Below are 13,422 nucleotides of genomic sequence, written 5' to 3'. Positions count from 1 at the left end.
TGGGGAGGGCCGAAGGCTAGATTCCGCTGATGATCACGTCGGCGGGGTGGACAATCTCGTACCGGTAGGTCAGCCGGTCCTCCGCCCCGGGATTGACGGTCACCGTCCAGATCGCCCGGCCTGATTCATCCTGATCGTCCGGTTTCCGGCTGAAATCCTTCAAGCTGACCTCGATTCGGTCGTCCTGGCTGACCGGCAGCGGTTCCTCGATCGTGATTGTCCGCGCGCGGCGGCCGTTGTTCTTGATGGTGATCGCGACCGTTTCGCTCACCCGCCGCCGGTTGCCGCCGATTCCCAGCCAGGTGGAACCGTCGCCGACCTCGTGGCGGACGATTTTCCGCTCGACCGTGACGTCGTTATCGCGCCCGAACGGGAGGTCGAAGGTCTCCCCCGCGGCGATGAATTTCGTGAACGCCGTCGATCCGAGGAAATCCGACCCGGCGAAAACCGCCACCCGTCCAGGCAGGAAAGGAGCGTCGGAGGTGTTGGTCATGGTCACGCGGCGGTACGCGCCGTCGGCAAAGCGCGGGCGGCTGATGAGGGCGAGTGTGCCGCCGAAGGTCCACTGGGCGATGGGAGCCCGGACGCCGCGACCGTCACACGGGACATCCTCGCGCCGGGCCGCTGTGAAGGTGGTCGCAAGTCCTCCGGCGTTGATGATGGCCGCGGCATTGACCGCCTCCGCGAGTTCCTGCTCCGCCTTCCCCATCGCCGCCATGTCCATCATGGCCGGCGCGGGTGCCTCGAGCGCCGTGTTACGCTGTCTCTTCGCTTCGTAGGCGTCGCTCAGCACGCTCAGGAAGAACGGCCGGAAAGCGGCCGGCTCCATCCCCTGCGAGGGGATCGCGGTGGAGAGGGTGAGCGCCACGTTTTCCCAATCCTCGCCCGTCCGCTGGATCACCTCGCCGAAACAGGCGAGTTCGACGCTGTCGGCGGCGGTACGGAGGCGGGCGTCGTAGATTGGCCGCCACCCTGCGCCCGCGACCGTGTACTGCAGTTCGATCTCTACCGTGCCGGCCTGCGCCAGCGCCAGATCCACGCGGACCGTACGGGTCTCGCGCCCCTGATCGGCGCGCAGTTTGTCGAGCTGTTCGCGAAGCAGGGCGAGCTGCCGGTCGGCGTCTTCAAGGGCGATCGTGACCAGGCGCACGGAGTCGCCCACCTGCACGAGGTGGCGCGACAAAAACTCGTAGGCGGCCGCCCAGTTGGCCATATCGAGGCGTCCCACGCCCCCGTTGCGATCCGGCTCTTCCCCGTGCTCTTTGGCCAGCGCCGCCAGCAGGTCGCGCTGCCGGTTTAACACTTCGAGGCGCACCTGCAGCGCCTGGCGCGTCTCCCGCTCCAGCGTCTGTATCTGCCTTTCCAGTTCCGCGGCCCTGGCCTGGGGAGCATCGAGGTGCGCAACCGTCTCATGGGTCAATCCCAACACCATCGTTCCCCTGGGACCCCGGGCGCTTGAGCGAAACGACGCGGGGTCGATTCCGATCGGCAGGCCTTCAAACAGGATTGAGTGTTCCCCCGCCGGGAGGTTCAGTGTGCTGAGCCGCACCACGCCCGCCCGATCCGGGTATACGGTGACCCGGTCGATCCGCGAGTCGATAACCGTGGAATTGTCTTCGGCCGAGGCCGCCGCTAGAACCGGCATCAGGAACGCAACCGTCATTGCCGCCAGTAAATGCTTGCTGCTCATACGAGTACTCCTTGCCCTGGGTTAACCCGAATCCGGCCGATCCGGGGGAACCATCGTCTGTGTTCTTGCTGGAAATACCCCCCGGCGAACCGTTTCTTCCCGGCCTTCCGGAGAACCCGCATTCCGGTGTCACATATTCATTGGCCGCCCCTTGACAATTCAGGGAATTTTCGTATACATACTGCACAAATGAACAGTATCAGCCGATTAACCTGCCGTCAGGCCGCCCCGGCGCCCGGCGGCTGTTGTGTCTCTCGTGGTAGCATGAACCGTATGATAGCTCCTGGTGACATCCCGCAAGATCTGGCCGCGCTCAAGCGGCTGATTCAACGAAAGTGGCCGGAGGCGGTCGGGCTGGCTTCGGAGCGCCTGGATCTGGCGTTCCGGACCGGGTTGCCGGCGCTCGATGCTCTTTTTCCTCATGAGGGGATTCCCTGCGGCCAGTTGATTGAGATCACCGGCGGGCCGTCCTCGGGGAAAACGACATTGCTGCTGACTCTGCTGGCCTCTTTGAGCCGGAGCGGGCGGGCGGTGTATATTGATCTGAGCCGGTCGTTTTTCCCTGCGGCGGCGGCGGCCTGCGGGGTGGATCTGGAGCGGCTTCTGACGGTCGCTCCGGCCAATGGACCGACCGCTCTCCGTGTCGCCGAACTGCTCCTGCAATCCCGTATCGCCTCGTGGATCGTGCTCGACCTGGTCGGTCAAAAGGAACCGCTCCCGGGGCTCATGCTGCACCGGCTGCGTCTGAAAGTCAGCCGTTCCCGGGGGCTGGTCCTGCTGTTGACCGAAAACAACTCCGGGGTTATTCCGCCGAGCATGGCGTCGCTTCGCCTGGCGGTCGCGCGGGCCGGCCGCGGGGTGCGCCTCACGGTCGCCCGGAGCCGCATCTGCAAAGAGGGAGAAAGCGTGGAGGTGTGTTTCGATGAATGAGCGGCGGCTGGCATGCATCCATCTGCCCGATTTTCCGCTCGTGTTGTACAGCAGGCTCCATCCTGAAGTGCGGGCGCACCCGCTTGTGCTGACGACCGCGGAGGGGGAGACGGCGACTGTGACTATCTGCAACGCGCGCGCCGCCCAATACGACGTGGCGGCCGGGATGACGGTTGCCCGGGCGAATTCTCTCTGCCCCGGGCTGGTCATCGGGGTGCGCGAGTGCGGCCGCGAAACGGCGGTTCTCCGGGAGATCGGCGGCGCGCTCGCCGGAGTCGGGCCGGAAATCGAGATCGAGACCGGCGGTGTGATTTTTCTGGAGTCGGCGCGCCTGGGGAAATTGTACGGCGATGAACCGGGGCTGGCCCGCCGGATCCAGGCGGTCCTGCAGCCTTTCGGTTACCCGGTGGCGATCGGGTTCGCCGCCAACAAGTTTGTCGCGTTGACCGCCGCCCGCCAGGCCGCGCCCGGCGGCTGGGTGATCGTTCCGAGCGGGAGCGAGAGTGCCTGGCTGCAGCAGCTCCAGGTTGAACACCTGGCGCTGTCGGACGACACCGCTGAGACGCTGTCGGATCTGGGAATCGCCACGGTCGGGCAGGCGGCGGCGCTGCCGGCCAACGAGGTGGTGGAGCGGTTCGGCGCCGAGGGTGCAGTGCTGGCCCGCCGGGCGCGCGGGGATGATCCGGAACCGTTCACTCCCGACCGCCCGGCCGCGGATTGGTGCGCAACGGCGGGACTTGATTCTCCCGTGCGCGACGCGGCGACGATCCTTGCCCACATCGAAGCACTGCTCAAGCACCTGCTTGCGCAGCCAGGCTGCGCCGGGTGCGCGGTTCGCGAGATCCAGGTCTGCCTGCACCTTGATGACCGCACCGAGCAGGTTTTCACCGCGGCGGTCGAACAACCGTCGGCCGCCGCCGCCCGCTTCCTGCGCCAGGTGCGCCTGGCGCTCGAACGGATGTCGCCGGCCGCCGCGGTGCGCGACATCACCCTCCGCATTCCGCACCCCGCCGCGGCGGCCGCGGAGCAGACCGCGTTCGCGCAGCCGGGCGCGCGGGGCGAGATCGATGCGGAGACGGCCGCGACAATCCGGCGCACGCTGAGCGGGAATCGCCTGTGCACGGCGCGCCTGCTGCCGTCGCACCTGCCGGAGCGGGCGTTCCGCCTCTCCCCCGTGACGCCGTCGCCGGCCAAACGCCCCTCCGCCTCTTCGTTGTCCGCCGGCGCCGCACCCCTCGATCGCCTTCCCCCGTACAGCCTGCGCCGGATCGCCGGACTCCGGCTGTTGCAGCCGCCCCAGCCGGCCGAGGTGCATCCGGCGGATGGTTGGTTGCGCGATGGTTCGGGGAAGCATCGGGTCACCGGACGGCGGGGGCCGTGGAAACTGTCGGGCGACTGGTGGCAGACCGGTTTTGACCGCTTGTACTACGAGCTACAGACGGAGGAGCACCGGCAGTACCTCGTTTTTTTCGACCGAAGCCGGGCGCGGTGGTTTGTGCAGGGGGTGTTTGATTGATGGGGAGAAATGGCAGGTCAGGGCCTTTATGGTCCTGACGGGTGAATTATCGAGGATAGGAGGAATGTCAGGACCACAAGGGTCCTGACCTACAAGAAATCACCTATGTCGAAACTGCGTCGTTTCTTCGAACCTGGCCGGACATATTTCATCACCTGCGTTACATACAACCGGCAGCCCATTCTCCTCGACTGCGCGGATTTGCTGCTGTCCGCTATCAGGAGAACCCGCATGGTCCTGAAATACCGAATACTGGCGTGGGTAATTCAACCCGAGCACTGGCATGCTATTCTGCAACCGCGGAATACTCAGCCCGATGTAATCATCCATCGCATGAAACAGAATTTCTCCACACTCTATCGGGCTCGACATCATGTGCGCCAGGGCCGCTTGTGGCAGCATCGCTACTGGGATCATGTCATCCGCAGTCCGGCAGATCTGCAACGCCATGTAGACTATATCCATTATAACCCGGTCAAACACGGCCTCGTAGGCAACCCTTTCGACTACCGGCACTCCTCCCTGGCATGGTTCGCCGAGCGAGGATTTTATGACGAGGGTTGGGGAAATGTAAAACCGGATAACCTTGAGGGAGACTTCGGTGAGTAGATTTTTCTTGTAGGTCAGGACCTTTATGGTCCTGACGGGGTCGTCCTCATCGATGGCAAGAATGTCAGGACCACAAGGGGCCTGACCGAGAAGATCCATGACCTCCGTTCCCTACATCGAACTCCACTGCCACTCGAACTTTTCGTTCCTCGACGGCGCCAGCGACCCGGAGGCGCTGGTCGACCGGGCGGTCGAACTCGGCTATCCCGCGCTGGCGATCACCGACACCAACGGTCTGTACGGTATTGTCCGTTTTGACCAGCAGGCGCGCCGGGCGGGGCTCCGTCCGATTTTCGGGGCGGCCGCGCTTTTGGACACCGGGCACCGGCTGGTGCTGCTGGTCAAAGACGGCGCCGGCTACGCCAACCTCTCCGAGCTGCTCTCCACCGCCCAGTTGGAGAGCCCCAAGGGGGAGGCACGGGTGTCGCGCGCTCTGCTGGAGCGGCACGCCGACGGTCTCATCGCGCTCGTCCACGATGACCTCGCGGCGTGTCTCTTGCGGGAGGAGCACTCGGAGGCGGAACGGCTGCTCGCCGACTACCGCGACCTGTACGGGCGCGACCACGTGTATGTCGAGCTTCGCCATCACAACCTGCCGGTGCACGAGCACCTCTGCGCCGCGCTGGTGCGGCTGGGACGGCGGCTCGGCCTTCCCGCGGTCGCCGCCAACGATGTCCACTACGCCGCCCCCGACGGCCGCCGGCTGCAGGACGTGCTTACCTGTATCCGCCACCACACCACGCTCGACGAGGCCGGCGAGCTGCTCTACCCGAATGCGGAGCGGTGCCTCCAGCCGCCGGCGGTGATGGCGCGCCGGTTCGCCCGCTACCCCGAGGCGGCGGCCCACACCCTCGCGATCGCCGAGCGCTGCTGGTTCTCGCTCGAGCAGCTCGAAACCTCGCTGCCCGATTTCCCGGTTCCGGCGGGGCACACCGAGCAGAGCTACCTGGAGGAACTGACCTGGGCCGGGGCGCGGCGGCGCTACCCGGAGATGGCGGAGCCGCATGTCCGCCAGCTTAGACACGAGCTGCGCATCATCGACCGGCTCAAGCTGGCCGGCTACTTCCTCATCGTCTGGGATATCGCCCGTTTCTGCGCCGAGCGCGCCATTCTCTGCCAAGGGCGGGGCTCGGCCGCCAACTCGGCGGTCTGCTACTGCCTCGGGATCACGGCGGTCGATCCGATCAAGCTCGACCTGCTGTTCGAGCGCTTCATTTCCGAGGAACGCCGCGAGCCGCCCGACATCGACATCGACATCGCCAACAACCGCCGCGAGGAGGTCATCCAGTACGTGTATGCCAAGTACGGGCGGACGCACGCGGCGATGGTATGCGAGGTGATCAGCTATCGGGGACGGTCGGCGGTGCGCGATATCGGCAAGACGCTCGGGTTTTCTCCGGACGAGGTCACCCGCCTGTCCAAACTGCTCGACCACTGGGCCTCGCCGGAGGATGTCGCGGAGCGGCTGCGCGAGGCGGCGCTCAATCTTGGCGACCGCCGCGTCCGCCTGCTGCTGGACCTCTGCCGTCAGATTCACCGTTTCCCCCGCCACCTCGGGATTCATGTCGGCGGCATGATCATCACCCGCAAGCCCCTCTCGCAGGTGGTGCCGATCGAGAATGCGACGATGCCCGACCGGAGCGTGATCCAGTGGGACAAGGACGACGTCGGTGCGGCCGGGCTGGTCAAGATCGACCTGCTCGGGCTGGGCATGCTCACCCTGATCGACCTCGCGCTCAAGCTGGTGAAAGAGCACCGCGGCGTCACGATCGACCCGGCCCGGCTCTCCTACGATGATCCGAAAGTTTTCGACCTCCTCTGCCGGGCGGAGACGCTCGGCGTGTTCCAGGTCGAGTCGCGCGCGCAGATGAACGCCCTTCCCCGCCACCGGCCGCGCTGTTTTTACGATCTCGTGATCGAAGTGGCGCTCATCCGTCCCGGCCCGATCCAGGGGGACATGGTCCACCCCTACCTGCGCCGCCGCAACGGCGAGGAGCCGGTCACCTATCCGCACCCGTGCCTTGAGCCGATTCTCCGGCGCACTCTCGGGGTGCCGCTTTTTCAGGAGCAGGGGATGAAGGTCGCGGTAGCGGCGGCCGGGTTCACGGCCAGCCAGGCGGACGAACTTCGCCGCGCGATGGGGCACAAGCGCTCGCGCGAGCGGATGGCGGCGCTGGCGGAGCGGCTCATCGACGGGATGCAGCGGCACGGCATTCCCCACGACGCCGCCCGGCGGATTTTCGACCAACTGGCCGCCTTCGCCGATTTCGGCTTTGCCGAGTCGCACGCCGCCTCCTTCGCCCTGCTCGTGTACGTCTCCGCGTATCTGAAAGTGTATTACCCCCAGGAATTTTACTGCTCGCTGCTCAACGCCCAGCCGATGGGCTTCTACGCGCCGTCGAGCATCGTCTACGAGGCCCGGCGCCGCGGCGTTATGATCCTCCCGGTCGACGTGTCCCGCAGCCGGTTCGACAGCACGGTCGAAGGCGACGCCGTGCGGCTGGGCCTGCGGACCGTGCGGCACATCGGCGAAACCGCGCGGGCGACGATCGAAAGCGAACAGGCCCGGGGACCGTTCACTTCGCTCAAAGATTTCGTGCGCCGCAGCCGTCTCGGCCCGCAGCCGCTGGCGCAGTTGGCGCGGGTCGGGGCGTTCGATTGTTTCGGGTATCACCGGCGGCAGGCGCTCTGGATTGTGCTCGGCCTTTCGCGGCGCGCGGGAGAGCTTGACTTAGCAGTTGAGGAAACAGGCCATACGACATTGCGCCCCATGCACATAGGAGAGCAGATTGTTGCCGATTTCAAGGGCATGGATCTTTCCACCGGGCCGCACCCGATGGCGCTGATCCGAGACCAGCTGGCCGCATGCAAAATCCTCGCCGCCGCCGACCTGCGCCATCGCCGCGACAAAAGCCGGGTCGCGGTCGCCGGCGTGGTCGTCATCCGCCAGCGCCCGGTGACCGCCAAGGGTTTTCTCTTCCTCACCATGGAGGACGAAACCGGGTTCATCAACGTCGTCGTCATGCCGAGCATGCTGGCCCGCCACCGCCGCACCATTGTCCACCACCAGGCGCTGATCGTGCAAGGGATTCTTGAACGCCAGGACGGAGTGATCAACGTGATCGGGAGGCAGTTCGCGCCGCTCGAGGCGGCCCCGGGGGATGTCACGTTCCGCTCGCGCGATTTCCGCTAAGCCCGCCCCCCCAAACAGAGCCACGGCGCCCGCCATCGCGACGGAGCGCCGTGTCACACAAACCTCACGAACTCGATCAGCAAGCGCCGATCACTTGTACACTTTGCAGATCACCACCGGCGGGCACACCGGGTAGATGCTCAGGCGCCCGCACGGGCTCGGCTTCTTGCCGATCGGATCGATGATATAGAGCATGCGACCTCCCTGAAAGGAGAGACGGTTGAAACCTCGGACCGGCACAGCGCCGGTTCGACAGCCACCGCTTCGGCAGCGGCGCCATTCCTGACGACAATGTATCCTCCGGACTCCCTCTTGACAACAAGAAAAAGAACCTCCTTTCGGCGCCCCCGGAACCTGTGTCCGGCTCCCGCGCACCGGGCCCCGGTCAGGGACACCGCATGAGCGGCGGACCGTCGCGGAACACGTACGAAATCAGTACCGCCAGATCCGCTACGCCGAACCGGCAGTCGCCGGAGACATCCATGTCCTCGGGCGCCAACTCCGGATAAGCACCGCGGAAGAGGCGATCGACCCCCATGGTGATGTCGGCGATATTCACCTTGCCGTTCCAGTCGTAGTCTCCGACCAGCTTGCCGAGCAGCACGAGCCCCGCGTACACGGCGAACGGATCGCCGCCGGCGAAGGATCCGGAGACTTTGATCGGAATTCGGAAATACCCGTAGACCTGTCCGTAGAGCGACAGCAGGTCTGCGGCGGAGACCCTGACCGCGAGCACGTCACCCACAAACCCCGGCACACCGGACGTATACTCCGTTGACAGAGGGACCACCGTCTCCGACAGCCGGACCGATCCCGACTCGATGTCGTACACCGACAGGCCGGACGGAAGGTTGCCCACATGGACAGTCAGCGTCTCCGGCTCAAGGCTCCAGGCCGATACCATCAGAACGGTATCCGGATCAAACCGCGCCAGCACCGCCCGGTCGAACATCCCGTCGATGAGCGCCCGCGCGCCCGGCAATTCCAGGTACCACAGGTGGAATCCAAACAGGTACGTTTCGGCCGGGCCGACCTGTCGCCGGATACCCACGGGTTCTCCGGCCATGGTCGAATTGATGGCGGCATCGGCTCCGAACAAGTGGGTGACCTCCCCGGCGGCGGTCGGCGCGAAAGTCGAGACCGAGAGCGGCGCATTAGTTGGCCAGAGCTGCAGGGCGCCAGGGTTGATGCGCCCGCTCGCGAGATCATAGGTCAGCGCGGGGTACTCCAGCGCCGCCGGATCGGCCCGCTGGAATCCGAATATCGTGTCCGCATAGCTTGGCGGAAAATGGTAGAGGGCGGCCAGGTAGATGGCCGGGACGATTCGGCCGGACTCCGCTCCGAAAAACCGTCTCACCAACGAATGGGTCAGGTTTCGCGTCGAGGGCGCGCCTGTAATGGCATCCACCCCGGCCATGCTGCCCCCTGAACCGAAATACGCCAGACGCCCCCCAGAAAGGAGGTACCGGGTGAACGCCTGCGTGGTGTCCTCCCAGACCGGGCGGAAGATGCCGTCCCGCAGATCGTCATCGATGACCACCAGATTATACTCCATCAGCAGGTGCCAGTCGGTTTCGATGTAGATGCGGTTGGAGTCGCCCCAGTCGTATAGGTCGTAATCGTAGCCGGTCAGCAGTGAGTCATAGAACTCGACCACCCTGCTGAGGCTCTGAAATTGCACGCCCGCGAGCGAACCGTGGGTGAGCACGAGGATATCTTTATCGCGCGGCGGCACGTGCACCGCTTCGACCGGCTCCGAGAAGTGCGACTCGAATCCGGCCGGATCGACTGCCGCGACGATGTAGGTCGTGCTCTCCGCAACCGGTTCGTCCACAAATAATGTCGCCGCGCCGGGAAGTACTTGATACGGCGACATGGCATAGTAGTAGTACCGCCGCCCGTTCACGTCGAACGAATCCGCCGGCGCGATCGCAGACGCTGCGAACCCACGGTCGTAGAACGCATGGTACGCGTTCTCTGCATCCTGCGGCGTAGAAAATCGGTAGAGATTGAAGTGATCAACCGCCATCGAAGAAAGTGTCGTCCAGCTCAGCGGGATGTTGTCGCCCGGCGCGACGAACACGTACTCGCTGCCGACAAATTCCGGCGCCTCGGCGCGCTCGCCGGCCCAGACCGTGATCGGATGGGCGGGTTCACCGGTCCCGGAGGCACTCCGGTAGGAAACCGAGGCGAGATAGAAACGATCAGTCGCAAGGTTCGGGAGCGTCCAAGCGGACTGCTCCGGCCCGGGCGTGGCCTCGATCTCCAATTCGGTCATTTCCAGCCAGGGCGGGGCAACCCCGGGATAGGGAAGAGAGGCGGGGTCAACCACTGACAGGTAAACGACATGGCCGGTCACCTCGGGCAGGCAGGAGCCATCCCAACCGATGGTAACGTCGTTCCCGCTGGTCGCTCTCACCTGCAAGCCGGCCGGCGGCTGCAGCGGGTCAACAAGGATCGCGGCCAGTGAATCGGCCACGTTGGCGTTGCGGATCATGCTGGTGAAGTCCAGGTTCGCCAGATAGGCTGCCGGGTCCCCCGGCAAGTTGGCGGCATTCCCAGGGAGCGTGTGGATCGAATCGGTCGTGAAGGTGGCGATGATGAACCGCTCGCTCTGGCCCGGCGCCAGATCGAACGGCCCGAACGACATCAGGAATCGGGCGTCAAAGCCGTCCGCCAGGTCGTAGGCCAGGGACAGCGGCGGCTGCCACCAGAGGGTATCATCCGGACCAATGGAGTGACACCATACTTGGTCGTAGTCCCACTCCTGATGGCGCATCAGGTAGTACCGGTTGGCATCCCCGACGGCGGTGCCTGTCCCGCCGGTTCCGAAATCCCGGTACGGGTCGCCCGGCCGGTCCTTCATCCGCGGACCGAAATCCAGTTCGGCGATTGCGCTTGAGGCCCACCAGTTGAAGCTCGTGTCGGGCAGCGGCACGGACGAGTGCAGCAGCTTGAAACAAAACGCCCGGGGCGTCTCACCCGGCAATGAGTCCCCGTCGTTGTCAATGACGTAGCCAATTCCCTGTTCGCGCAGAGACCCGGAGAGATCATCCGCGAAACCTGAGTTGGCGTCACAGTCACCGCAGACATCCGAGTCGAAGTAGAACCCGATATAACCGTCGTGAACCGCCTCGACGCCGATGTTGGTCACTACCAGGTCATAGACGACAGCCGCATCGGCCGGCGACGTGCGCCAGGCATGGCTGCGGTTGGTGATCCGGACATCCAGCGGCAGGTGCAGGCGGGAGTCAAACTCATCCGTCACGGAAACGCGGGCGACGCTGGTATCGGTGAATTCAGCCCGCATCGCAAAGTCCGCCGGACCGAACAGCTCATCGACTGCGCCCGCGAGATCATCGGGGAAGAACTCCCGCACGTTAACCCAACCTTCAGATCCTGTGGACACCAGCGTGTCGCTCCCCACCACCCCGCCGATCCAGACGGCGCCTCCGAAGAGGTAATCGACCCCGCTGCTCACCGGTACTTCGAAACCTGCCTCGGGCCAACCGGGAATCCCCATCGTACGCCGCAGGAAGGACCACCCAAAGGAGCCATTATCCCCGAATGTCGCGCGCACCAGTCCCGTGTTCTGCTGGCCATAGTACGTCGGCCAGTTGATCAGCGGATCAATCACAGTGTCTGCGGCGTACGGTGCAACATACAGCGCCCGGTTCTGCCGCCCCTCACCGGCGTCCGGTTTTTGATCTCGGGCCTGGCCTGCAGTCCAGAGAAAGGCTGTGGCCAGCGCCCACGCTGTCACAATACCAGACCTGGTCATCCTCGTTCCTCCTCGATTGAATTTGATGCCTGACAATAGCGCGCCATGCCTGTGCTGTCAATCAATGACGGCAGTCGCCCGGTGTCTGTTTAATCTCTCCTGTTTTTTCTTGAACTCACCGCCTGCGGCCGATATGCTGTCGTCGACATCAACCTACCGCCTTTGGAGCGATGATGGATTCGTACGTCGCCTGGGTCACGGCCCGCCCGCTGCTCTCGGCCGCCCTGCAGTTTGCCCTGCTGGGCACGCTTGGTGAAATCGTCTCGGTCAGCATCCGGAGAGGCCGCCCCGCCCTCCCCGGAACGTGGTGGGAAACGCTCGCCAAAGTCCCGGCCTGGGCAGTGCTCGGCATTGTCATCAAGTACGGGTTCACGGGGATGAAGGGATTTACGGCGGCCCTGCTGGACCATCATTTTCTGCCCGCGGCGTGCGGCGCCGGGCTCGGCTGGGCGTTCGCCGTCTCCGTGCTCACCAACCTCCTTTTCGGGCCGCAGATGATGTTCTTCCACCGGCTCGAGGACAATCTCATCCTCCGCCGCTGGGACATGACCGGGCTAACCACCGCGTGGTGGACGCTCCTGTGGTTCTGGATCCCGGCTCACACGCTGACCTTTTCGTTGCCGACCGAGTACCAGATCGGCCTGGCGGCGCTCTGGTCGTTCGTTTTGGGGATCATTCTAAGCTTTGCCAAGGGGAGGTGATCCATGGTGATCGAGTATGTGGATTCGGCGGCCGGTCTCGCGCCCGACCGTCTGACCGGCTTTTTCGCCGGCTGGCCGAATCCTCCGTCGCCGGAGATGCACCGGCGCATCCTCCGGCGGAGCGACTGTGTCGTGCTCGCGATCGATCCATCCGCCGGCCGCGTCGTCGGCTTCATCAACGCTCTCACCGACCGCGTCCTCTCCGCCTACATTCCGCTTTTGGAGGTTCTCCCCGAGTACCGGGGACAGGGCATCGGAAGCGAGTTGGTCCGGCGACTGCTTAAGCGGCTGTCGGGGCTGTATATGATCGACCTGATGTGCGATCCGTCAGTCCAGCCGTCTTATGAGCGTCTGGGATTCGTGCGCGCGGCGGGGATGAGCCGGCGGGATTTTTCGGCGCAAGGCGGAAAACCGGATTAGCAGGAGGCTACCGGGGCATGGGGCGGCGAAAGCGCCGCCGGTCAACCTCGAAACGGACTGTCCAGGGCTCGGCCCCGATGCCTGCGCGGAGGAATCCGAGCCGCTCCAGGAGACGGATGGACGGCTGGTTGTCCGCTCCGGTGTTGGCGAAGACCATCGTAACCGTGCGATGGCGCAGCGCCCAGGCGACCAGGGCAGCCACCGCCTCAGTCGCGTATCCGCGGCCCTGGAAGTCCGGCAACACGCCGTAGCCGATTTCGATGCACCCTTCGGCATCGGGCCGGCCGTGGAATCCGCCGCTGCCGATCAGGGTGCGCGGTCCGCGTCCCTCGCCTGAAGCCACCCAGTAGTAGGCCCACCAGCCGCGCAGGTCCGGACGGCGCTCCAGAGCCGACAGCAGGCGCGGGAGCACCTCGGCCAGTTCGGAAGGCGGCCAGTCGGGCGGCACGACCGCCCCCAGTTCCTCCGCCAATCGGGCCGAACGGGCGACATCGGCCGCCAGCAACGAGGGCGTGGCCGGGATCAGTTCCAGCCGCAGCGTCGCGATCGACTTACCGGCGCGCACAGCTCACACTCCTTGCA

The 13,422-nt window shown here is 65.1% G+C and carries 9 protein-coding genes; 6 read left to right on the top strand and 3 right to left on the bottom strand.

Annotation, left to right across the window (positions count from 1 at the left end):
• Positions 1-16 precede the first annotated feature (16 nt).
• The gene (locus KA261_13690; GenBank protein MBP7698854.1) at positions 17-1,690 is read right to left on the bottom strand and encodes a mucoidy inhibitor MuiA family protein; all 1,674 of its coding nucleotides are present in this window, start codon (positions 1,688-1,690) and stop codon (positions 17-19) included.
• A gap of 273 nt (positions 1,691-1,963) precedes the next feature.
• Between KA261_13690 and KA261_13685 the strand changes: the two genes are divergently transcribed.
• The 4 genes from KA261_13685 (at position 1,964) to KA261_13670 (ending at position 7,938) form a co-directional block, all read left to right on the top strand.
• Positions 1,964-2,620: a hypothetical protein gene (locus KA261_13685; protein ID MBP7698853.1), complete on the top strand. Its 657-nt coding sequence runs from the start codon at positions 1,964-1,966 to the stop codon at positions 2,618-2,620.
• Positions 2,613-4,136: a DNA polymerase Y family protein gene (locus KA261_13680; GenBank protein ID MBP7698852.1), complete on the top strand. Its 1,524-nt coding sequence runs from the start codon at positions 2,613-2,615 to the stop codon at positions 4,134-4,136. Before KA261_13685 ends, KA261_13680 begins: the two co-directional genes overlap by 8 nt.
• 105 nt (positions 4,137-4,241) lie before the next feature.
• Entirely contained in the window at positions 4,242-4,745 is a 504-nt protein-coding gene (locus KA261_13675) for a transposase (GenBank protein ID MBP7698851.1), read from the top strand.
• 97 nt (positions 4,746-4,842) lie between these two features.
• Positions 4,843-7,938 (top strand): error-prone DNA polymerase, encoded by a 3,096-nt coding sequence (locus tag KA261_13670; protein MBP7698850.1) that lies wholly within the window; start codon positions 4,843-4,845, stop codon positions 7,936-7,938.
• A gap of 385 nt (positions 7,939-8,323) precedes the next feature.
• On the opposite strand, the gene KA261_13665 is transcribed toward KA261_13670, so the two are convergent.
• Positions 8,324-11,719, bottom strand: a complete 3,396-nt coding sequence (locus KA261_13665; GenBank protein MBP7698849.1) for a hypothetical protein — start codon at positions 11,717-11,719, stop codon at positions 8,324-8,326.
• 173 nt (positions 11,720-11,892) lie between these two features.
• On the opposite strand from KA261_13665, the gene KA261_13660 reads away from it, so the two are divergent.
• Together KA261_13660 and KA261_13655 are read left to right on the top strand one after the other, a co-directional pair.
• On the top strand, positions 11,893-12,420 hold the full coding sequence (locus tag KA261_13660) for a hypothetical protein (protein MBP7698848.1): 528 nt from the start codon (positions 11,893-11,895) through the stop codon (positions 12,418-12,420).
• A 3-nt stretch (positions 12,421-12,423) separates the two neighbouring features.
• Positions 12,424-12,840, top strand: coding sequence for a GNAT family N-acetyltransferase (locus tag KA261_13655; protein ID MBP7698847.1), 417 nt, complete (start codon positions 12,424-12,426; stop codon positions 12,838-12,840).
• A gap of 7 nt (positions 12,841-12,847) precedes the next feature.
• On the opposite strand, the gene KA261_13650 is transcribed toward KA261_13655, so the two are convergent.
• Positions 12,848-13,405, bottom strand: coding sequence for a GNAT family N-acetyltransferase (locus KA261_13650; protein ID MBP7698846.1), 558 nt, complete (start codon positions 13,403-13,405; stop codon positions 12,848-12,850).
• Positions 13,406-13,422: the final 17 nt, after the last annotated feature.

The organism is Candidatus Zixiibacteriota bacterium (assembly GCA_017999435.1).
In the GTDB taxonomy this organism is placed as follows: Bacteria; Zixibacteria; MSB-5A5; order GN15; family FEB-12; genus JAGNLV01.
The sequence above is the reverse complement of the archived record's forward strand: the minus strand, read 5'-3'. Positions and strand labels throughout refer to the sequence as shown.